The organism is Haloarcula sp. CBA1122 (genome assembly GCF_009741785.1).
GTDB classification, from domain to species: Archaea; Halobacteriota; Halobacteria; order Halobacteriales; family Haloarculaceae; genus Haloarcula; species Haloarcula hispanica.
In genome coordinates, this window is sequence record NZ_WPCB01000001.1 from 1 (window position 1) to 22,511 (window position 22,511).

The 22,511-nt window shown below is 59.8% G+C and carries 15 protein-coding genes; 7 read left to right on the forward strand and 8 right to left on the reverse strand.

The features are described from left to right. The 4 genes from GJ630_RS00005 to GJ630_RS00020 all read right to left on the reverse strand — a co-directional run. Positions 1 to 1,003, reverse strand: a 1,003-nt coding sequence (locus GJ630_RS00005; RefSeq protein ID WP_197427609.1) for a hydantoinase/oxoprolinase N-terminal domain-containing protein, incomplete at its 3' end; no start/stop codon positions are given. Further along, positions 1,004 to 2,212 carry an Nramp family divalent metal transporter gene (locus GJ630_RS00010; protein WP_129756269.1) on the reverse strand — a complete coding sequence of 403 codons (1,209 nt, stop codon included), beginning with the start codon at positions 2,210 to 2,212 and terminating at the stop codon, positions 1,004 to 1,006. It abuts the gene before it with no gap. A 186-nt stretch (positions 2,213 to 2,398) separates the two neighbouring features. Next, complete coding sequence (locus GJ630_RS00015; RefSeq protein WP_191449088.1) at positions 2,399 to 2,938, reverse strand: ribbon-helix-helix protein, CopG family; 540 nt, start codon at positions 2,936 to 2,938, stop codon at positions 2,399 to 2,401. Between the two features lie 101 nt (positions 2,939 to 3,039). Next, on the reverse strand, positions 3,040 to 4,293 hold the full coding sequence (locus GJ630_RS00020) for a Glu/Leu/Phe/Val dehydrogenase (protein WP_050038380.1): 1,254 nt from the start codon (positions 4,291 to 4,293) through the stop codon (positions 3,040 to 3,042). Between the two features lie 757 nt (positions 4,294 to 5,050). Here GJ630_RS00020 and GJ630_RS00025 point away from each other — a divergent pair. The 3 genes from GJ630_RS00025 to gdhB all read left to right on the forward strand — a co-directional run bounded on the left by GJ630_RS00025 (position 5,051) and on the right by gdhB (position 9,486). Then, positions 5,051 to 7,918 (forward strand): bacterio-opsin activator domain-containing protein, encoded by a 2,868-nt coding sequence (locus GJ630_RS00025; protein WP_191449089.1) that lies wholly within the window; start codon positions 5,051 to 5,053, stop codon positions 7,916 to 7,918. Between the two features lie 126 nt (positions 7,919 to 8,044). Further along, positions 8,045 to 8,188 carry a rubrerythrin-like domain-containing protein gene (locus tag GJ630_RS00030; protein WP_014031028.1) on the forward strand — a complete coding sequence of 48 codons (144 nt, stop codon included), beginning with the start codon at positions 8,045 to 8,047 and terminating at the stop codon, positions 8,186 to 8,188. 2 nt (positions 8,189 to 8,190) lie between these two features. Then, positions 8,191 to 9,486 carry a glutamate dehydrogenase GdhB gene (gdhB, locus tag GJ630_RS00035; RefSeq protein ID WP_014031029.1) on the forward strand — a complete coding sequence of 432 codons (1,296 nt, stop codon included), beginning with the start codon at positions 8,191 to 8,193 and terminating at the stop codon, positions 9,484 to 9,486. A 70-nt stretch (positions 9,487 to 9,556) separates the two neighbouring features. On the opposite strand, the gene GJ630_RS00040 is transcribed toward gdhB, so the two are convergent. Next, entirely contained in the window at positions 9,557 to 13,456 is a 3,900-nt protein-coding gene (locus GJ630_RS00040) for a PAS domain-containing protein (RefSeq protein ID WP_191449090.1), read from the reverse strand. A 241-nt stretch (positions 13,457 to 13,697) separates the two neighbouring features. Here GJ630_RS00040 and GJ630_RS19780 point away from each other — a divergent pair, with 241 nt between their 5' ends. Together GJ630_RS19780 and GJ630_RS19785 are read left to right on the forward strand one after the other, a co-directional pair. After that, positions 13,698 to 14,912, forward strand: a complete 1,215-nt coding sequence (locus tag GJ630_RS19780; protein ID WP_252718665.1) for a response regulator — start codon at positions 13,698 to 13,700, stop codon at positions 14,910 to 14,912. Continuing rightward, positions 14,909 to 15,643 carry a HAMP domain-containing sensor histidine kinase gene (locus GJ630_RS19785; protein ID WP_252718666.1) on the forward strand — a complete coding sequence of 245 codons (735 nt, stop codon included), beginning with the start codon at positions 14,909 to 14,911 and terminating at the stop codon, positions 15,641 to 15,643. Before GJ630_RS19780 ends, GJ630_RS19785 begins: the two co-directional genes overlap by 4 nt. 167 nt (positions 15,644 to 15,810) lie before the next feature. Here GJ630_RS19785 and GJ630_RS00050 read toward each other — a convergent pair whose 3' ends face one another. Together GJ630_RS00050 and GJ630_RS00055 are read right to left on the reverse strand one after the other, a co-directional pair. Beyond that, positions 15,811 to 16,527: an alpha/beta fold hydrolase gene (locus GJ630_RS00050; RefSeq protein WP_191449091.1), complete on the reverse strand. Its 717-nt coding sequence runs from the start codon at positions 16,525 to 16,527 to the stop codon at positions 15,811 to 15,813. Between the two features lie 1,364 nt (positions 16,528 to 17,891). Next, positions 17,892 to 19,136 (reverse strand): ABC transporter substrate-binding protein, encoded by a 1,245-nt coding sequence (locus GJ630_RS00055; protein WP_014031033.1) that lies wholly within the window; start codon positions 19,134 to 19,136, stop codon positions 17,892 to 17,894. Between the two features lie 160 nt (positions 19,137 to 19,296). Here GJ630_RS00055 and GJ630_RS00060 point away from each other — a divergent pair, with 160 nt between their 5' ends. Beyond that, on the forward strand, positions 19,297 to 20,406 hold the full coding sequence (locus GJ630_RS00060; protein WP_191449092.1) for a guanosine monophosphate reductase: 1,110 nt from the start codon (positions 19,297 to 19,299) through the stop codon (positions 20,404 to 20,406). Positions 20,407 to 20,467: 61 nt separating this feature from the next. On the opposite strand, the gene GJ630_RS00065 is transcribed toward GJ630_RS00060, so the two are convergent. Then, positions 20,468 to 20,842 carry an SHOCT domain-containing protein gene (locus GJ630_RS00065; RefSeq protein ID WP_007188436.1) on the reverse strand — a complete coding sequence of 125 codons (375 nt, stop codon included), beginning with the start codon at positions 20,840 to 20,842 and terminating at the stop codon, positions 20,468 to 20,470. A gap of 178 nt (positions 20,843 to 21,020) precedes the next feature. Between GJ630_RS00065 and GJ630_RS00070 the strand changes: the two genes are divergently transcribed. Further along, positions 21,021 to 22,406 carry a permease gene (locus GJ630_RS00070; RefSeq protein WP_050038375.1) on the forward strand — a complete coding sequence of 462 codons (1,386 nt, stop codon included), beginning with the start codon at positions 21,021 to 21,023 and terminating at the stop codon, positions 22,404 to 22,406. Positions 22,407 to 22,511: the final 105 nt, after the last annotated feature.

Sequence of the window (22,511 nt, forward strand, 5' to 3'; positions counted from 1 at the left end):
CCCCCCCGGCGTCGACCCAGGCGATGGACCCGCCGCCGGCTCCGACTGTTTCGACATCGACCATCGGCGTCTTGATCGGCCGCTCGTTGATGACGCCCTCCGTGGTCCGTTCGGCCTCGCCGTCGCGGACGAGACTCACGTCGCTAGAGGTCCCGCCCATGTCGAACGTGACCAGCCCGTCCTGTTCGTCGGCCGCCATCGACCCTGCCCCCACGACGCCGGCGGCAGGGCCCGAGAGAACCGTCGTCACAGCGTTCCGCCTGACGGTATCGGCGTCGGTGATGCCGCCGTTGGCTTGCATGATACGGGGCTGTGGAACCCCGAGCTCTCGGGCCCGGTCGGTGAGGTGACTGACGTAGTGGTCAATCGCCGGCCGTACGTACGCGTCGACGGCCGTCGTCGAGGTTCGTTCGTACTCGCGGAACTCGGCGAGGACTTCGTGGGAAGCCGAGACGGGAACGTCGAGTTCGTCCCGCAGGATGTCTGCGACGTGCTGTTCGTTTTCAGGGTGCGCGTACGCGTGCAAGAGCGAGACGGCGACGGATTCGACATCCAGATCGCGTAACTGCGCGGCGATTGCCCGGACTTCGGCCTCGTCGACGGGCTCTTCGATACCGTCGGTGGTCGTCCGTTCGGACACTTCGAAGCGTCGGCGTCTGGGAACCAGCGGTGTCGGCTTTTCCGCGGACAGGTCATACAGCGACGGGCGATCCTGGCGGCCGATTTCCAGCACGTCCCGGAACCCGTCGGTCGTGACGAGCGCGGTCTTTGCGCCGTCCTCTTCGAGGAGTGCGTTGACCGAGACGGTCATCGCGTGAGAGAACTCGGTCACGCTCTCCGGGTCGATGTCGGCCGCTTCGCAGGCCTTCTCGATCCCGGCGATTACGCCCTCGCTCTGGTCTTCGGTGCTCGGGACTTTCGCAGTTACGAGCGTGCCGTCGAGCGACAGCGTCACGTCGGTGAAGGTTCCACCGACGTCGACACCGATTCTCCGATCTCCCATCTACAGTACCCCCGCGACACTGAGCAGCGTCCGAACCCCGAGCCACACGACGATGAGCGTCACGATAGCACCGAGGGCGTTCGCTATCGACCCGTTCGTGTACTCGCCGAGGAGGTCCCGCTGGTTCATCGCGTATATCAGGAATATCGCCACGATCGGCAATAAAATTCCGTTGACCACCTGTGCGAACACGATGATCTGGACGGGGCTGCCACCCAGCAACACCGAGAGAACTCCGACGCCGAGGATGGTGCCCCAGACAGCACGGAACTGTGTGCTCTGCATGTCTGAATCCCAGCCTAATGCACCTGTGGTCGCCCACGCGCCTGCAAGCGGTGCCGTCGTCGCGCTCGTGAACCCGGCGGCGAATATGCCGATGCTGAAGAACAGTTCCGCGTACGGACCCGCAATGGGTCGGAGCTGTTCGGCCATCCGGCCGATATCGCTGATCTGCGTTCCGGGCTCGAACGCTGCAGCCGCGGTCACCATGATCGTAATCGTGATGACGCCGCCTGCGACGATAGACAGCACCGTGTCGATACGCGAGTGGCCGATATCCTCGGGACCGCTCCACCGCTCCTGGACGTTACTCGCGTGCAGGAACAGGTTGTACCCGACGATGGTCGTGCCGATGAGGCCGGTGATGAGGTACAGCGACCCCGAGGGGATACCGGGGATGAACCCCATCGCAATCGAACCGGGATCGGGACCGATGAGGATCGCCGACGCCACGAATGAAAACGCCATCACGGCGACCAGCCCAATGAGCGCTTTCTCGATCAGCTTGTAGCGCCCAGTGTAGAGCAGGAGTCCGGCGACGAGCCCCATCACGACGCCCCACACCGTGGAGTCGATACCCGTGATCGTTGCGAGCCCTGCGGCACCGCCGAGGATGTTCCCGGCCTCGTAGGCGGCGGTCCCGATGCCGATCGCGCCGACAACGAGGAATATACTTACGTACTCGACGATCTGATTGTCGAACCGCTCTCGAAGTGCTTCACCAAGTCCTTCGCCCGAGACAAGGCCCAGTCGCGCGCTCATCTCCTGGAGAACGATCGTTGCCCCAATCGAGAAGACCATTGTCCACAGGAGCGCATAGCCGAACTCCGCCCCGGTGACGCTCGCAGTCGTGACCGTGCCTGGGCCGATGAACGCGGCCGCGACCATCGCTCCTGGACCGACGGCTTTGAGTCGTTTTGTAATGCTCATGATTGTTAGTTTTGATAGCCACTGTCACGGTCCCAGCAGGTAATAAAAAACATTGTTAAGACCTGTGTGTAGTCGGCACATCGGTCGTATGAACACTGTGTACGTGTCACCAGATGTGTGAACGAGTACGAAATACCCTATCTCCGGATTCGAGTCGGTTTGCGTCCCGGGCGGGGGTATTCACTGCTAGCGTTCTCGCAACAGCACCTTCGAAACGCTCTCTTCGATTTCGATTTCGAACGGGAGGTCGGTGATGCTACCGCGGATGAACCGGATCATCAACCATCGCACCGACTCGGATGGGAAAACAACGTGGAAACTCCCTCTTTCGTCCCGTCGAACGGTCAGGAACCCACACAGCGAGAGCCATTCGAGAACGTCTTCGAGTGAATCGAACCGCTCGGCGTACTCCTGTGCGTGGTATTGGGCTACCTGATCGATCATTTCGAGAACCCCCTCGTCACGTTGTGCTGGATCACTAAACTGGCTCAGGAGTGCGTGCAGCAAGTCGATATCCAGAAGCACATGTTCGCCCGTCGAGAGCATCTCGTAGTACGTCTGGAGGTGGTCGCTGTCGCTCGCGTGCGCCGAGTCGAAGTTCGCCGCGTAGAACGCGATTGCCTCGCGGATCAGTTGGCTTTGACTTTCCCCAGTTCGGTCGGTCAGATCCTCTAACGTCTCCTTGGTCTCCTCGTCGAGAGAGACGGTGACGCGGTCGGTTGGCATAGTGCCCCTCGTCGCTGGACGGCCTTAATATCGTGTCGTTTGGTGACAGAGGACTCTCAAACATGGCAGCGATGCGCGACTGACCGTGGTCTGGGACTCGCCTATGGCCAGGTGCCGCGCTGCTCGCCAGCGTTCATGACCCGCTGGAGTGCGACGACGTACGCGGCGGTTCGGAGCGACGGGAGGTTCCGCTCCTCGTAGGCGTCGACGAGGTTCCCGAACTGGTCGACGATAATCGAGTCCAGTTCCTCGTTCACGCGCTCTTCGGACCAGTAGAAGCGCTGTCGGTTCTGGACCCACTCGAAGTACGACACGATGACGCCGCCTGCGTTCGCGAGGATATCCGGAATGACCAGCGTCTCGCGGTCGCTGAGAACGTCGTCCGCTGCGGGGGTAATCGGGCCGTTTGCGGCCTCAGAGATGACGTCGGCGGAGATGTCCTGTGCCAGGGACTCGTCGATGGCGTTCTCGAGTGCGGCCGGGATCAACAAGTCGACATCAAGCGTGAGCAGTTCCTCGTTCGTGAGTTCCTCCGCTGCGTCCGGATATCCGACGACGCTCCCGGTTTCGCGTTTGTAGTCCTTGACTGCGACGGGGTCGAACGACGCTTCGCTGTAGATAGCCCCGCTCGAATCGGACACGGCGACGACGTTGGCACCCATCTGGTGAATGAGTTTCGCCGCGATCCAGCCGGCGTTCCCGTAGCCCTGGACTGCGACCGTCGCGCCTTCGAGGTCCTTGTCGAGATACTCGAAGGCTTCACGCGCTGCGACGACCGTCGAACGCCCGGTCGCTTCGACGCGGCCTTCGCTGCCACCGCTTGCGAGGTCCTTCCCGGTGATGACGCCGGGTTCGGTCGTGTTTTCGAGTGTCTCGTAGGTGTCCTTGATCCAGTTCATCTCGCGCTGGCCCGTGTTGACGTCGGGTGCGGGCACGTCGCGGTCGGCCCCAATCAGCGGCGTCAGTTCCTTCGCGAACGAGCGCGTGACCCGTTCGAGTTCGCTCTCGGAATAGTCACTCGGGTCGATGACGATGCCGCCTTTCCCGCCGCCGAGCGGGATATCGCCCGTCGCCGTCTTGTAGACCATCCAGCCGGAGAGCGCCTTGACCTCGTCCCGGTCTACCTGCGGGTGATAGCGGATTCCGCCCTTGTATGGGCCGCGGTCACCGTTGAACTGTGACCGGTACGCACGGAACACCTCGACCGACCCGTCGTCCATCTCGACAGACAGGTTCGTCTCCAGTATCCGCTCGGGAGTTTTCAGCCGTTCCAGCTGTCCCTCTGAAATGTCTAAATATTGTGCTGCTGCATCTATCTGTGTCCGTAGACTCTGGTACGGATTTACATCAGACATATATCCACGGGATTCATCGAGATACCAAAAGCTATCTATTTCTACCAGGAAAATTACTATATCACTCGATATAGTAAACACTAAAAGAGGGGCTTACAACCGCGCTTGGCTCCGAATCACTTATCCTATCTTCACATTCTTATCAAATTCTGACACAACTACGTTTCCTGTATTGTCCGTCACCCGAACAGCGGTGTTCGTATCGAGTGCCACAGCGTCCGCAACCTGTTCCGTTCCACGTACTGGAACGTTGACCCGGTCGACATCAGGGATCAGACAGTCACGACGTTCGGCACGTTCGAGCAGGACGTCTCCGCTTGGGAAGTGCCAGACCCGCGTCACGGAACGGAACACTGGCATCGACGTCGGCGCTTCGACGCGCCTGATAGCTCTCTTCTCCGTCAAGCGACGTTGTACGTCCATCATAGCTGAGCTGAATCGGCGGGAGCTATTGGCTCGCGACTGCCCGGACGACGGGCAGGGACCGACCGTGTCGGCGTCTGTGTGATGTCCGTCATGTGTCTCCCCGAGTACCGGCCGTCGACCGATGGCACTCTATCGGAACGACCGCGGGAATGAGCAAATACTAAATTGTTTAGCAACGAAGTCCTCCAGACACCAGGTGTTTACTATTGAACCCTCCATACAGAACACGGCAACCGAAACATCCCGTTCCCGACGGGTGGCGACAACTCGAACGAGCGTCTACGCATAGCGCCAGTGGTCTCAGTGATAGCTCTGTGCCTGGGAGAATCAGATGAGCGACGCCGGGAGTCCACTCCACACGGCCCAGGTTCTCGTCGTCGGTTCGGCGAATTGGACCGAGCGGTTCTCAGACGCTCTCAGCGCGAGCACCGAGGCCACTATTCTCACCGCTGGGACGCCATCGGACGCTCTGGATACGGTTCGGCAGCGCTCGGTCGACTGTCTCGTCACGGGCGAGACACTCGACGACGGGAGTGGCACTGATCTGGTCCGACAGCTCCGGGATTCGGCTCCGGATCTCCCGGTTGTCCTCGGAACCACGGACGGCAGCGAGGCCCTGGCGAGCGAGGCAATCCAGGCCGGCGTTTCCGACTACGTTCCCCTCACAGGGCCGGAGGGCCTGCGGATAGACGAGTTGATCCAGCGAACCGGGAACGCGCTCCAGTCCGCTCGGCGAGCGATCACACAGCGCGAACGGGCGCGGCAGTTCGACGCCGTCTTTCACGACACACAGACGGCCACCTGGGTCCTCGACCCGGATGGCTCGCTCGCCCGTGTGAATCAGACGGGACGGGCGATGATCGACGAGGACGTGGACGCGGTCATTGGTGACCTGTTCTGGACGCTGCCGTGGTGGGCACAGTCCGCGGCGACCGAACGCGATATCCGGCAGCTCGTGGAGGCCGCACGCGACGGGCAGTTCGGGAACGCGGTCGTTCACCGGCCGACCACGGCCACGGACCGCGTTATCGAGCTTTCGGTTCGGCCGGTCGAGAACGACTTCGGCGACGTCACCTCGATCGTGATCGAAGGGATAGACATCACGGAGCAGGTCACTCTCGACCGTGACCTCCGCCAGTCCGAGGAACTCCACCGGGTCACGCTCAGCAACATGACCGACACCGTCCTCATGACGAACGAGGACGGTGAGTACACCTACGTCTGCCCGAACGTCCACTTCATCTTCGGCTACACCGACGACGAGATCCGCGAGCAGGAAACGATCGACACGCTCCTCGGCGAGGACCTGTTCGACCGTGCTGAACTCGCCGAGAAGGGCGTTCTCAAGAACATCGAGTGTACCGTCACCGACAAAGCGGGCCACGAGCACACGCTGCTGGTCAACGTCCGCGAAGTCGAGATTCAGGGCGGGACACTGCTGTACAGCTGCCGGGACATCACGAAACGGAAACAGCGCGAGGAAGCGCTGGCGACGCTGCAGGAAACCGCACGGAAGTTCCTCTACACGGAGACCGATCAGGAGATCGCCCACCACATCGTCGACGACGTGCTCAGTGTGTTCGACGTCTCCGCGAGTGCCATCTACCTGCACGACGTCGAGACGAACGAACTCCAGCCTGTCACACAGTCACAGGCGATGACCGACCACCACGGGCCGCTGCCGGCCGTCCGCACGAACGACGACACGCTTCCGAGCCACAGCTTCGTCAACGACGAGACACTCGTGTTCGACGACGTCCACACGTCGGACCGACTGGAAAACCGGGCGACCGACCTCCGGAGCGTCATGTTCATTCCGCTGGGCAACCACGGCGTGTTCGTCAGCGGCTCGCCAGCCGTCGGGGTGTTCGACGACGTCACACAGGAACTCACCGACCTGCTCGCAGCGACCGCCGAGGCTGCCCTCGACCGGGTCGTCCGAGAGTCTCAGCTCCGGGAACAGGACCGCGAACTCCAGCGGCAAAACGAGCAACTGACCGCCCTGAATCACATCAACAACACGATTCGGGAGATCGACCAGACGATCGTCAGCGCCGAAACACAGGAAGAGATCAACCACACCGTCTGCGAACGGCTGACTGACACGGACCGATTCAAGTTCGCGTGGATCGGGAGCGTCGATCCGGGCGGTACCAACGTCGAAACGCGGGCGTGGGCAGGCAACGAACAGGGGTATCTCGACAGTCAGCCAATCACCGTCGCGGACTCCGAGACCGAGCCCGCCGGCCGGACGGCTGCGACCGGCGAGGTGACGATGATCCCCAACGTCGCCGCTGACCTCCGGAACGCGCCGTGGCGGTCGGACGCGCTCACGCGTGACTTCCTCTCGGTGCTGAGCATCCCGCTGGTGTACAACGATCTCAGGCACGGCATCCTCACCATCTACGCGGACACGAAAGACGCGTTCGACGAGACAACGCGCACAGTGTTGCGCGAACTCGGCGAGACAATCGCCTCGGCGCTCAGTGCTATCGAACGGAAACACGCGCTGCTCACGACGTCAGTGACCCGCGTCGAGTTCGACATCGATGACGAGCGATTCCTCCTGTCGAGACTCGCCCGGTCGGCGGGGTGTACCCTCTCCTACGAGGGCGGCATCCAGCACGCGCCGGCTGGTAACAGCGTGTTCGTCACGGTCGAAGACGCTGACGTGCAAACGGTCGCGGCGGCTGCGGCGGACATGACGTCGATTGACGACGTGACACAGATCAGTGACGACGACACCGAGAGCGGCGTCCTGCGGCTGGAGTTGTCACAGCCGTTCCTCGCCTTAGAACTGGCCGACCACGGCGCTATCTTCCGGGAAGCGACCGCAGACCCGGACGGGACGACACTCGTCGTCGATGTGCCACAGAGCGTCGACGTTCGAAACATCGCACAGTTGGTCGATAGCACGTTCTCCGGCGTCGAACTCAAGCGCAAGGAGACGCTCGAACGGGGTATCGAGCAGGACCGGAGTTCGGAGTTCCTCACGGACCTCACGGAGCGCCAGCTCGAAGTGATTCAGACCGCCTACTACAGTGGCTATTTCGAGTCACCGCGCACGAAGTCCGGCGAGGACATCGCGACGATGCTCGAAATCTCTCCGCCGGCGTTCTACCAGCACGTCCGGACTGTCCAGCGGAAGCTGTTCACCACACTGTTCGAAGACCGGAGTGTCTCGGGTCTGGAGTCGTGAACGGGGTTCAATAATAAACAACCCAATCAACTCCTGCTTCTTTGTTTAACCTCTGAATATTCCTTTGATATCCTTCTATTCCTTAATCGAGTACTGGCGGTCGGACACCGTCACTCGTGAATACACATGAGAGATGTAGAGCAAGACCACGACGAGGCGACACCGTACGAGTGCTTTGCGTGTGGCAAAGTCATCACTGCAGAGAGCCAACCGGAGAATTGTCAGGACTGTGGCGGTGAAATGCGCAACCGACTGACACCGTTGGAATAACGATGGGATCGGAACTGAGCCCCGCTTCTCCTTCGGAAGACTCGTCGACGCCGTCCGAGCCCGAATCAGCGCTGGAAACAGCCCGTCTACAACTCCACCGAGCCGCGGACCACCTCGATATCGACCCGAACATCGTCGAGCGACTGAACCACCCGCGAAACGTCCACGAAGTCACCGTTCCGATTGAGCGGGACGATGGCACAGTCGAAGTGTTCACCGGGTATCGAGCCCAGCACGATAGCGTCAGGGGGCCGTACAAGGGCGGGCTTCGCTATCACCCTGACGTGACGAGGGACGAATGCGTCGGACTCGGGATCTGGATGACCTGGAAATGCGCGGTGATGGACCTCCCATTCGGCGGCGCCAAAGGGGGTATCGCCGTCAACCCGAAAACGTTGAGCCGAGACGAGAAAGAACGGCTCACCCGTAGGTTCGCACAGGAACTCCGCAAAGTCATCGGCCCGAACCTGGACATTCCCGCCCCGGACATGGGAACGGACCCACAGACGATGGCCTGGCTGATGGACGCCTACTCCATGCAAGAAGGCGAGACGATTCCGGGTGTCGTCACCGGAAAGCCGCCGATTGTCGGTGGGAGCAAGGGACGCGAGGACGCGCCCGGTCGGAGCGTGGCGATTATCACACAGTTGGTCTGTGAGTACTACGACCAGCCGCTGTCAGAGACCACGGTCGCAGTACAGGGCTACGGCAGTGTCGGTGCGAATGCCGCACGGTTGCTCGACGAACAGGGCGCGACTGTCGTCGCGATCAGCGACGTGAACGGGGCAATGTACGACCCCGCCGGTATCGATACGGCGACAGTGCCATCACACGACGAGGAACCGGAGGCGGTCACCGAGTACGCCGACACCGTGATTTCGAACGACGAGCTGCTGACGCTGGACGTCGACGTCCTCATCCCGGCTGCACTCGGGAACGTCATCACCGAGGCCAACGCGGACGACATCGCCGCGGATTTCGTCGTGGAAGGGGCAAACGGCCCGACCACGTCCACCGCTGACTCCATCCTCGCTGACCGAGATGTCATGGTGATTCCGGATATCCTGGCGAACGCCGGTGGCGTCACGGTGAGCTACTTCGAGTGGCTACAGGACATCAACCGTCGGTCGTGGTCACTCGAGCGCGTGAACGACGAACTCGACGAAGAGATGCGGGCGGCCTGGGACGCCGTCCGGACGGAGTTCGAAAACCGCGACATTACGTGGCGCGATGCGGCGTACATCGTTGCCCTGTCCCGTATCGCGGAGGCCCACGAAGCGCGTGGGCTCTGGCCGTAGCACTGGTTCTGTCGGTTCCATTACGGGTTCCACCACTGTCGATGCCGAGAAACCGCGACCACCGCTTCCCTCAGTAGCGGAACTCGAACTGTGCCCCACCAGCAGTGCTCTCCGTCACACGGACGGTCCAGCCGTGCGCTTTGGCGATGTCCGCCACGATTGAAAGTCCGAAGCCAGTCCCTCCTTTGGTAGACGTCACGCCGTGTTCCAGTACTTCCTCACGCTTTGCCGGCGGAATCCCGTCGCCGTCGTCCGCGACGTAGAACCCGTCAGGGCTGTCTAGTTGCCCGACGGTTACGGTGACGGCGTCCCCACCATGCTCGATAGCGTTCCTGAAGAGGTTCTCGAACAGTTGCGTCAACCGGCCGGCGTCACCAGCCACTGTCGGGACCGCCTCAGCAACTGTCAGCGTTGCGTCAGCGGTGTCGACGTACCCCCACGCCTCCGTCGTCACGGTCTTGAGATCGATTTGTTTCGTATCCGTGATTGTGGTCTCACCGCGTGCCAGCGTCAGGAGGTCGTCGATCAACTGCTCCATGCGGTCGTGTGCCGCCTCGATCCGCTCTAGGTAACTGAGGTCGCCCGTCTCCTCGACGATGTCGAGAAACCCGATGGCGATGGACAGCGGGTTCCGGAGGTCGTGGGCGACGACACTGGCAAATTCGTCGAGCCGCTCGTTTTGCCGCTGCAGTTCGGTTTCCCGGCTTGCGCGTGTGAATGCCGCCTCGACAGTCGCACCCAGTATCTGGAACAGGTCCACGTCTGTATCAGAGAACGTCTGTTCCTGTGTCGTTCCGACGCCGATAAGCCCAAACTCGCCCAGAGGAACGAACAGGCCGCTCCTGAGTTGTGCGTCGGCCTTGCCGAGTGTTACTTCGGACTGGAGATCGTCGTATTTACGCAACTCCGACGCCTCGAACGCCTCCCACGCAAGCGCCTCTCCGGACTCCAGCCGCGGGAGCTCACCGAGCAGTTCTCTCGTGGCCGCACTCGCCGTCAGCGGGACGAGCTCGTCGGCTTGGTTGGCAGACTCCCAGATCCCGGTGAGCTCGAACCCGAGAATATCGACGGCAGCCTCGACAGCGATGTCGCCGATTTCGGCACTCGACTGTGCGCCGCTGAGCCGCTGCGCAGTCGCCTGCAGTGATCGGAGCTTCGACTCTAACTGCTTCTGGTCAGTGATATCCTCCAGAACGGCCAGTATGCTCGTTATTTCCCCATCCGGTGCAGTGATTGGGGCAACCGACAGAAGTAGATCCAGTACCTCACCACCTTTCGTTTCCCGCCGTATCTCCTTGCCGCGAATCGGCTCGCCGCTCAGTGCGCGCTGGCGGTGGGATTCGAATTCAGCCTGCTGCTCGTCCGGGACCATCGGATTGAACTCGCCGAGCACCTCCTCCCGAGACCAGCCGAACATGTTCTCGGCCCCGTCGTTCCAGCGGATGACGGTTCCGTCCGTGTCGATTTCCATGACGGTGAGTGGCGTCGCCTCGATGAGTGATTCGAGTCGCTGGTTCGTCGTTTCGAGTTCGCGTTCCCGCTCGACCTGTTCAGTTACGTTGCGGGCGATGCCGACGATCCGGACGATTTCGTCACCCAACATAACTGGCGCAAGGCTAGTGTCCCAGAACCGTGCGTCGGGAGCGATGTCCAACTCTTCCTGATACGAGATTGGCGCACGCTGTTCGACACAGCGAGTGTAGTTCGCTGCGAGCTCAGCACCACGCTCGGCACCGAATACTTCCCGTGGCGTCTGGCCACGAACTTCGTCGGTAGTGAGTCCGGTCTGTGACTCGTAGCCGGGACTGAGCCGAGCAAACTCGAACGCTAGCTCGTCACCGGCTGTATCGACATCGAGCATGAAGATGGCGTCACCGGAGGTGTCGAGCAGTGCCTCGTACTCCTCGGCGAGCTCTCGGTGTGCGCGCTCCTCGGCTTTTCGCTCGGTGATATCCTGAAATACGCCCCGAATCACTGGCTCGTCATCCTGCGGCTCGTCGACGCGTTCCCCCCACGCCCGAACATCGCGCACGTCACCGCCAGTCCGGACGATTCGGAGATCGAGATCGTACGGTTCTCGGTCCGCAATTGCCCGCTCGACGGCAGTCGTAATCGTCTCCCTGTCGTCAGGATGGTAGAACTCGATCGCGTCGTCGAGCACCGGGTCGTAATCGTCGTCAACACCGTGAATCCGGCGGACCCCGTCAGACCAGTCGAGGGCCCCAGTCGACGGGAAGTACTCCCAGACGCCGATGTCTGCGATGTCCTGCACGCGTTCGAACAGGAACTCCTGGCGCTGGAGGTCGGCGTGGTCCCGCCCCCGCGATATCTCGGCACTCACGACCTCTGAGAGTAGTTTCACGAACGTTCGCTCTAGCGCTCCAAAGGAATCGACTCGCGTCGTCGGACTCGAAAAATTGACCGTCCCGTACCGGGTCCCGTCGACGACGAGTGGCACGCCGATGTACGACTCTAACTCGAACTCACGATATGCCGGGTGGGTTTCTCTCCCATCGGCAACTGCGTCTGCGAACGAACAGACGGAGTCTGTCCCGATAACTGCCTCGCAGTACGTCGATTCGAGATCGAACTGATCACCGGATTCGATTTCGGACTCCGGTGCGTGCACCGCCTTGACCGTGTAATCGTCGCCCTGAACGCGTGAGACGATTCCGATCTCGAGATCGAGCATTCGACACCCCAGCTCAAGCAGTTCCTGAAGCCGTGTCTCGGCCGAGACATCACTCTTTGCCATGACAGTCTGGAGTTCCCGGAGCGCGTCACGCTCGCGCTCCAACTGTCGCTTGACGTCGCTTTGTTCCGTGATGTCCCGAGCAACGACGAGCGCTTGATTGCTCTTGTTGCTCTGAAACGGTGTCACTCGAACATCAAACGTCCGTTTATCGCCCTCGGCCGTGATATCGAGTTGCAGGTCCGCGTCGTACAATCCCGTGACGCCTCCGTCGCCTTCTATGTCATTGAGCGTCGAACGGACCGCAGATGTAAACTGCTCTGTATCAGACGTAGAAATACGGTTGCCCACAACTGTCTCCAACTGCTGCCCTGCGATCTGCGTTGACTGGTCCCCGGCGATCAGCCGTTTCGAAGCCGCATTCGCGAATTCGATCGTCCCTTCATCGTCGAGGACGAACACGGCGTCGTGGATGTTTTCGAGGATCGTCTCACTGCGCTCCAGTTCCAGCTCTCGCTCCCGCTCGGCTGTAGTTTCGCGTGAAAAAATGGTGAGACCGTCATCGTCCGGGAACACTCGCACTTCGACCCAATAATCGAACGGCTCGCCAAGGTACTGTTCGAACGACACCGGTTCCCCGGTCTCCATCGCGGTTCGGTATTTGTCTTCGAGTTCCGTCCCAACTATCGAGGGGAATTCTTCCCAGATACTGGCACCGATGATATCGTCGGGATTGCGGTCGACACGTCTGGCCATCTTCTCGTTTATGTATTCGATACGCCACTCGTCGTTGACGGCGTAGATCCCGTCAGTTGCCCGTTCCAGCGTTCGCTGGAAGCGGTCGGACAGTCGTTCGGCGACCGCTTGTTTGCGAGCGGCCTCGACGAGCGTCTGTATGCGGCGCCCGAGCAACTCGAAACTGTTCTCGCCCGCATGGAGCGGAATGTAATCGGAGACGCCCGCCTGCGTTGCCTCGCTCGCGATTCGCTCGCTTCCCCGGCCAGTGAATAGTATTGTCGGTATTTCGTATTGTTCAGCTTGGAGCCGATCTAAGAGATCAATTCCCGTCCCGTCCGGCAGCGAGTACGACGTGACTACACAATCGACAGTCGAAGTTACAAGCAAGTCGAGCGCAGCCTCCACAGCCCCGACAGCTGTGACTTCAAAGCCCGATGAGATATTCACGAGTTTCGTCTCCGCCAACTCAGCAAAGTCACTATCGTCGTTTACATACAGAACGTGAATACAATCGGACGTCTCACCACCTGTATAAGTCATTATCACACCTACGCAGCGTGCTTTTAAGAATCGAGCGCACCAGTTCTTATCTGTGATATCCCGAGTACGATACAGCCGGCTTTCTGATGCAGATCCAATCAGATTTTAGATGGCACAGATGCCACCTATTCGTTCATCGGGTACCACAAATCAGGCACCGCCGGTATCGGAGTATATATTCTGAGATTTGGGTCCGCAACTTTATGAACCGAAATTAGGTAGATCCGATATTGTGCCAGAGATGTCGAGTATTGCTGTGCTGCATGTCGATGACGAACCGGATTTTCTAGATGTAGCAACCGGAATACTCGAACAGCAATCCAGTAAACTCAATGTTATAACTGCAGCAAGTGCTACTGAAGCGCTCGACTGCCTTGCTACAACTCGCGTTGACTGTCTTATCAGCGACTACCGAATGCCCGGGAAAGACGGTATTGAACTCCTCAAAACCGTCCGTGAGGAGTACCCTGATCTCCCGTTTATTCTTTTTACCGGTGAGGGGAGCGAAGCGGTCGCTAGCGACGCCATCGCCGCCGGTGCAACCGATTATCTGCGGAAAGGGCACGGCATGGAACGATACGAACTCCTCGCAAACCGTGTCGAAAACGCCGTCGAACAATACCGCACCAATCAGCGCGCTGCTGAACTTGAACGGGTTCGCGACCTCGTAAGCAGTATCGACCAGGCGCTCATCCGGGCGAGTTCGCTCTCGGAGATCAAAACTCGTGTCTGTGAGATCATTAGCGACTCTGAGCCCTACCTGTTCGCATGGATCGGCGAGCAGGAGCCTGACACAGACCGAATCGAGCCACAGGCCTGGGCCGGCGTCGAGGACGAGTACCTCGATACTATCGTTGTCACTGCGGACGACTCCCCGACCGGACGAGGTCCCGCGGGCACGGCCGTTCGAGAACGACGTATTGCGACGTCACAGAATATTCAAGATGACCCGGCGTTCGAGGTCTGGCGAGAGGAGGCACTCGACCGCGGCTATCGAAGCACCGCTGCGGTTCCGCTGGAATACAATAGCACTCTGTACGGTCTCTTGTGCGTCTATTCGTCCCGTTCGTTTGCCTTTAGTGAGGACGAACAGGAGTTACTCGACGAACTCGGGGATAGCATCTCACACGCCATGCACTCGCTGAAGATCCGAGACGAACTGCGTGCAGAGCGGACATTTATCGATCAGGCGCTCGATTCGCTTGCCGACATATTCTACGTGCTCGATTCCGAAGGCAACGTCCAGCGCTGTAACGAACAATTCGAAAGGCTGGCGGGGTACGCCGACGAGGAGATCTCTGATCTCGACGCACTCAGTCTTTTTCCGGAAGAAGAACGAGAGGGAGTCTCCGAGGCGATTGAGGAGGCGCTCACAACGGGCCACTCGACCATCGAAGCGGAGTTCCTTACCGGAGCGGGGAAGCGTATTCCCCACGAGTTCACCGGTGACGCTTGACTGATCAGGACGGTAACCTGATAGGGCTTGTCGGCACCGGTCGAAATATATCCGAACGGACAAAGCGTGAACGGGAACTGCAGGATCAAAAAGAACAGCTAGAGCAGTTTGCCGCTACTGTCAGCCACGACCTTCGGAACCCGCTAAACGTCATCCGAGGTCGGCTGGCTCTCGTTCAGGAAACGCATTCGAGCGATCACCTTGCTGTGATCGAGACAGCGACTGAACGGATGGAACGCATTGTGGAGGACCTCCTCTGGCTAGCGCGGGAGCAACGGGAAATCGGGTCACTGGAACCTGTTGCGATCGAAGTCGCTGCCGAGGCGGCGTGGAAACTTGTATCCGATCCTGCAGATGAAGCCGAACTGCACTGCGATTGCGAGGCCGATACCCAGCCACTGATAAAAGCGGATACCGACCAATTCCGGCATCTGCTGGAAAACCTGTTCAGGAATACGATCGATCACGCTGGGCTGGATGTCACTGTCGTTGTCGGCGGTATCTTCGATGACACCAACGGATTCTACATCGAAGACGACGGCCCTGGAATCCCCGTCGAGGACCGCGAAAAGGTGTTTGAGGCTGGCTACTCGACTTCCGAATCGGGGACTGGTCTGGGCCTCAATATCGTCAAACGAGTCGCTGACGCACATGGCTGGGATATTCGCGTAACCGAGAGCTCGATGGGTGGGACACGATTTGAGATTACTGGCCTCGAAATCATCGAATGACCCACTGTTTCGCATCGGCACCGGTCTCCTTGCAGTTTGGAGTACCCGCCTCGACGAGATTTCTTGGCTCGGCCAGGGTGGGTACGATTCCTCATTTCTTTGCCATGCGATGCTGATACGAATCTACCCTTACCTTACACAGGAACATATGTGGGCCTCTTTGCTCGCTAATGAACCTCAAGAAGCTGATGAGACAGTTGCTGGGGTATCGACACCATCGGCCAATGACCCGTGTCCAGTTCACCGAGTTGCCACTCCCGTTGCTCACACAACTGCCGAATCATATCGAGGGTGGAGCCGTCCATCCCGCTCTGGGTACAAAGTATATAGCTGGTGGGTAACGATACGTTGGGGGTACCGACGTTCACTTGCTGTCTGAACGTATCCAGTGGATGCGGGACGGCTTTTTCTCGCATCCACTCTGTGTCCTCGTCCGAGATACCCACCCAGCCCGAATGGTCATCTGGGAGAGGCCAGCCGCCAGCATGATCTTCGGCCGCTGCCTCCATCGTTTTCCACTCGTCCAGTGGATAGAATTCAGCTGCTGAAACCGGATCGTCGTTCATTGGAATCAGCGCATCCAAGTAGACCATGTGTTTGAGCCGCTCGGGAACTCGCTCTGCCACTCCCGTCACAACAAGGCCCGCATAGCTATGCCCGAGGAGGACAACATCTGTGAGGTCGTTGTATTCGAGGACATTTACAATGTCCGTAATATGTCTTTCTAAGTCGACCTCACAGTGTGAAAGGTGTTCTCGCTCACCAAGGCCAGTGAGTGTCGGTGTATATACTTCGTGTCCCTCCTCACGGAGCAGTGGGTGAAGGTACTTCCAGCACCATCCACCGAGCCATGCTCCGGGGACGAGAACGAACTGTTGTTCCATGTCTCTCGGTAGGATTGCAGAGGTGATATAGTCCGTTGTAGCAAAGCGGAATGATCCGGAGCTTAGCTGATACTGTCGATTGTAACTATTTCAAGATATTCGCCACCCCGAGGTGGCGAAATGCTTCACAGACTTACAGCCGACAGTACGAATGCCAGCCCGACTAGCAGTGGGTTACCTGTCGGGTCCGATCTGTACTTGACCCCACGACACATGGGCAGTGGGTAGTTTCCGTCGTGTGATCTCCGCTAACACGGCCAGTGCCGTGGTCCTCCGCAACGCTACAGCCAGCAACCGGCGGTCGCTTCGGTGATTGTAACGGCTCCTCCCTGGCTGTGTGGGAGTATCGTCCACCTCTTGATGCCGCGATTGCGGAAGCTCAGTCATCGCAGAGCTAATGAAATGGGATAAAACGTCACAACGATTTTTCATACCAAGTCCGTTCCATTCGATAGGGTTCTGGTCCCCGCATCCGCTCCCCCATTGAATCCGATCACGTTCGTCAAACGGTCCGGGTCCAGAACCCGTCGTCGTGGTTGACGACTCCAAATGGTGCCGTTGCACGCCACTCCCCCCGGCTGCCCACCATTCCTTTGCTGCTGGAACGCAGATGTGTCTCGCGCGTGGTTGAATAGTTAGTGAAAAATGAGTGGCTTGCGATAAAAACCAACAGACGGCGTGGGGATTTCACAAACGTTTTATATACACTCGTATCGGTGCTAGGTGGGTTCTGGGCCCTGTCCAATCGCGTTGGATTCGCCCACACGATTGCTTCGGGCTGGAATCCGTCGTCGAAATCGACGACTTCCGATGGTACGTTGCACCCCATTTCTCCCACCCCCATAGCAACGTACCATTCTTTCGTGTGATTGACTGAGTTGTGCGTCCCGTTGACGACTGTATTCCGTGGAATTTCCACTATGTTAGGAGTTACCACAAAAAATATCACAAACGGCGCATTACACCGACATGGGTTCTGATCCCCGTTTTGGGCCTTTCCTACTTTGAGCCACTCGCCCCACCCCACGGGTCCAGAACCCACCGTGCCTCTGACTGCAGTGGGTGGCACACAAGGTGCCCATTGCCACCCGCCGTCCGCTTTCCCGCAGGAGCCCAAAACCTGTTTGGCCGTACTTGCTTACGAAAGCGTGAAACTGCTGTCTCTGTCGTGGCCGCTACCGATGGTAAGTAACTTCTCGCAGAAGCGTGTGCCGCGTCAGTCAGCGCACCGTTTCAGCACCGCTGAGCAGGTGGTGACAGCTTCAACAGGAACGTCCCGCTCGTCAGTTGCGTACCTCGATCACTGTTTTTGAGCACCGACGGCAACGGTACAACACGTTACTCCGTCACTGTGAGTCGGCACCTCAGCTCGATTCGGCGAGGATGTCGGCGAGTTCATCGCGGTCAAACAGCTGTTCGTCCTCGGGAATGGCCGGGAGCTCGCCAGCGGTGATCTCGCCCGGCCACTCCCCGAACTCGTCGGGATAGAGCTGTTTTCCAAGCATCTCCGTCTGGAAGAGATTGATGATCGGGCCCTGATAGGCTGACCCGCCGACGTACAGTTCGTCCTCCTGAACGGCGGTGAGTTCCTGCCCCAGCGAGCTATCACGCATCCCCTCGACCGTCTTTCTCAGCGCATCCTCGCCGTTCCAGTCGCGGTAATTGACGCCGAAGTGGAACACCAGCACGTCGGGATCGATGTCGAGTAGCGCCTCGTAGTCGACCTGAATCCCGGACTGGCCACCGTACTCGCCCTCGAACGCGTCGACAACGCCGAGATCTCTGTACTGTTTTTTCCCGTACGCCTTGTCGATCTCGGTTCTGGGGTTGTAGGCACGGAAGAACCCCTCGTTGTCGGGGTTTATCTGTGCGTTGAGCAATCCGACGCTCGGACGGTCGGACTCCGGTGGAACCCGGGACCGCATTTCCTGTAGCGCCTGCTCGTAGAGAGTGTTGATAGCAGCGGCTGTCTCGGGCTTTCCGAGCAGTGCCCCGTACCTGCTGACGAATTCGGGGATATCGTAGTAGGGATAGGACTCACCACTGGGCCATGTGGGCCAGTCGTCGCCGCGCTTGCGGCGGCTGGCGTTCCCAAAGAACGGCCCAATCGAATCGGTAATTTCGGAGATATCGCCCTCGTCAGCACCGTAGTACGAAATGAACCGGTTCGGGTCAGTAGCGAACAGGTCCGGGTCGAGTTCGTAGAGCATCTCCGTTCGGAGCGACCAGTCGTCTGTCCGGACCAACTCCAGTGACTCGGGGTCGGGCACGTCTACGCCGGGAAGCTGGTCGTAAAACCCGGTAAACCAGAACTGGTTGCCTTCGGCGGCGATGAGTTTGTCGGCCTCCCCCAGTGCAGTCAGGATGTCCTCCTCGAATCCCCACCCGCCGACGATAGTCTCCGGGTTCGACTCGAGTCTGAGTTCGCCGACCGGTGCCATCGTCCCTGAAAAAGACCGGTCGGGTCCTGCCTTGGTTTCCCCTGACTCGGTGGCCTCACTCGAAGCCCCAGAACAACCCGCGAGCGAGCCAGCGGTCAGCAGCGTGGTCCCGTACTTTACGCACTCCCTCCGTGTCGACCACGTTTCGTCCGGATCTGTCTTCGCCATGGATTTTAGCCCAGCCTAAAGTAACAAATAACCTTCGATTTTTAGCCCAGCCTAAAAATAATGGCAACCGAGCCACGCGGAACGAGTCGTGGCCGCGCACCCGGTGGGGCATCTCTAATCCGAGTTGCTTTTGTGCTAGGAGGGGCTCGATTAGCGGGGTATGAACGACTTACGCACTGGATTGAGTTACGGCGACGTTCTTCTCGTCCCGAAGCGGTCACCGGTCGACAGTCGGAGTGACATCGACCTTTCGACGCCGCTTACTCCCGCTGTTGAGCTAGACACGCCGCTCGTCTCCGCCGCGATGGATACCGTCACGGAGGCAGACCTGGCAATCGAACTCGCGCGTTCGGGCGGGTTCGGGGTGATGCACCGGTTCCTTACGCCCGAAGAACAGGCCGAGCAAGTAAAGCAGGTGAAAGCAGCGGACGAACAGGTCGGTGCGGCCGTCGGCATCAACGAAGATTACGTCGCACGGAGCGCTTCCGTGATTGCGGCCGGTGTCGATGCGCTCGTCGTCGACGTGGCCCACGGACACCTGGACCGGACGCTCAATGCCGTCGAAACCCTCGCCGACGAATTCCCCGACACCGACATCATCGCCGGCAACGTCGCGACGCCCGCAGGTGTCGAAGACCTCGCCGCCGCCGGGGCCGACTGTGTCAAAGTCGGTATCGGGCCGGGGTCGCACTGCACCACCCGGAAAGTGGCGGGTGCCGGCGTCCCCCAGCTGACCGCTGTCGATGACTGTGCTACAGCCGCCGAGGATCTGGACGTCACTATCTGCGCGGATGGCGGCATTCGCACGTCCGGTGATGCGGTGAAAGCCCTGATGGCTGGGGCAGACACCGTGATGCTCGGGAGCCTCTTTGCCGGTACGGAGGAGGCCCCCGGTGCAGTCGTCGAAGTCGATGGCACGCGGTACAAGCGATCACGAGGGATGGCGACCACCGCCGCGGCCGAGGACCGTGATGACAAACAGAACAACGTCAGCGCCGACGAAGGAGTCGAAGCACTGACCCCGTACAAAGGCTCTGTGGCTGCCGTGGCCGAGGAGTTCTGTGCCGGCATCCGTTCCGGGCTCTCCTACTGTGGCGGGCACACCATCGCTGCGGCCCGCGACAAGGCGGAGTTCATCCGTGTCGCCCAGAGCGCGAAAGAACGCGAGGGGTTCCACACGGACCACGACTGGGAAGGCGTCAACGTGGAGAGTGAAGCCACACAGGTCCGCGACGCCGGCACCGAAGCAACTGTCGACAGTGACGACTGAACTGATAGCAACGACTGGACAGGCTAGCTGCCTATCGAGGGCATCAAAAAGAGACGGTAAATCACTCCGTATCGCGTTCGAGTGTCGCCCGTCGCTGTTCGTATTCCTCGTCAGTCAGCTCTCCGCGGGCGTAGGCGAGCTTGAGTTCTTCGAACGCTTGGTCCGAGTCATTCTCACTGCCGACTACGGCCCTGTAAACGAGGTAACCACCGCCGATAATGGCGGCTAGGAACAGGAGTCGCATCACGATTCCGACGACGAACATCCAGCCCGGCATCGTTCCGCCGCCCCACATTCCACTGCCCCACATACCGCCCATCATCGGCCCGAACCCCATCATCCCGAAGCCCATGAAGACCATCGGAACGATGACGAAGGCACCAATGATGAGGAGCAGGATCGTGACCAGCCGTGTGTCGTCCGTAGTTTCAGGCATATATGTTCACTCCGTGGGTCCGCCTCTACTGTTACGTACGTGGTCATAGTTCAATGCGGTTGCGCCTTAGATTCATGTGAATCGAACCCCTATATTCTTGTTTCCACAGCTGAAGCCGGCTATAGGGCACGATATCTTAAGGGAAACTGCAAAAGACGACCCCTACGATAGTACCGTTATGCAGGCCACGATGATCGACGGGGTGGTTGAAGCCCTCCGTATCGGTGTCGGATTCCTCTGGACAGCCGCGTGGGCGATCATCATGGGCCTCACGATTACGAGTCTCGTTCAGGTCTACGTCTCGAAAGAGCGAATGGCAGACGTGCTGGGCGACGGTGATCTGACCGGCCTCACCAAAGCGACCGCGTTCGGGGCAGCGAGCAGTGGGTGCAGTTTCGGGGCCGTCGCCATCGGGAAGGGGTTGTTCAAGAAAGGTGCTCACGCGGTGAACTTCCTGGCGTTCATGTTCGCGTCGACGAACCTCATCGTCGAACTCGGGTTGATGATACTGATTCTGCTGGGCTGGGAGTTCCTCGTCGCCGAACTCCTCGGCGGCCTCATCCTCATCGCTGTCATGGCCGTCATCGTCCACTTCACACTCCCCGAGACCCTGTTCGACGAAGTGCGTACGACGCTCAACGAGCGTGACCGAGCGTCGGGCGCAACTGAGGACCCCACATGCGGGATGGAGGGCACAGACGAGTACACACTCACGACCGACGGCGGGGAGACGCTGCAGTTCTGCTCGGAGGGCTGTATGGAGACCTACCTGCAGACGACGTCCAGTCGCGGCGGGTGGCGCGAGGAGTTGCTGTCCTGGGGCGGCTGGTACAAGATCGGGAACCAGTACCGCAAGGAGTGGTCGATGATCTGGAAGGACGTCATCGCGGGCTTTCTCGTCTCCGGGTTCGTCATCGTCTTCGTCCCGCAGTGGGTGTGGAACACGCTGTTCGTCCAGGGTGATGGCCTGCTCGTAACCGCCGAGAACGCGATCATGGGCGTCGCCATCGCCGTCGTCAGCTTCGTCGGCAGTATGGGTAACGTCCCCTTCGCCGTCGCACTCTGGGGCGGCGGCATCAGCTTCGCCGGCGTCATCGCGTTCGTCTACGCCGACCTCATCACGATCCCCGTGTTGAACGTCTACCGGAAGTACTACGGCTGGAAGGTCATGCTGTACATCCTTTGTGTCTTCTTCGTGACGATGGCGTTCACCGGCTTCCTCATGGAACTGCTGTTCGACGCCTTCGGCATCGTCCCGGATCTGGCCGGCGGGGAGACGGCGACCGAGCAGACGTACTTCCAGCTCAACTACACGTTCTACCTTAACCTCATCGCCTTCGCGCTCTCTGGGTTTCTCCTGTACGTGTACCGCCGCGGCCTCGGTGCGCCCGGGCAGTACCGCGACCCGGTGTGTGGGATGCGGACCGACGAGGCGGGATCGAGCGCGTCCCACGAGGGGACGACGTATTATTTCTGCTCACAGACCTGCAGAGACGCCTTCGATTCGAACCCGGGCGCGTACGCCACCGGACACCCGATGGTGATGGAGGGACACGACCACTGACGGCTGTTTCGTCACAGCCGCCAACACCTGCTTCGGCGACGGCCAGTGTGTACACAGCAGTACCTTTAGACAGAAGTTGCGAGGCCTGGCTGTGTGGCGGATTTG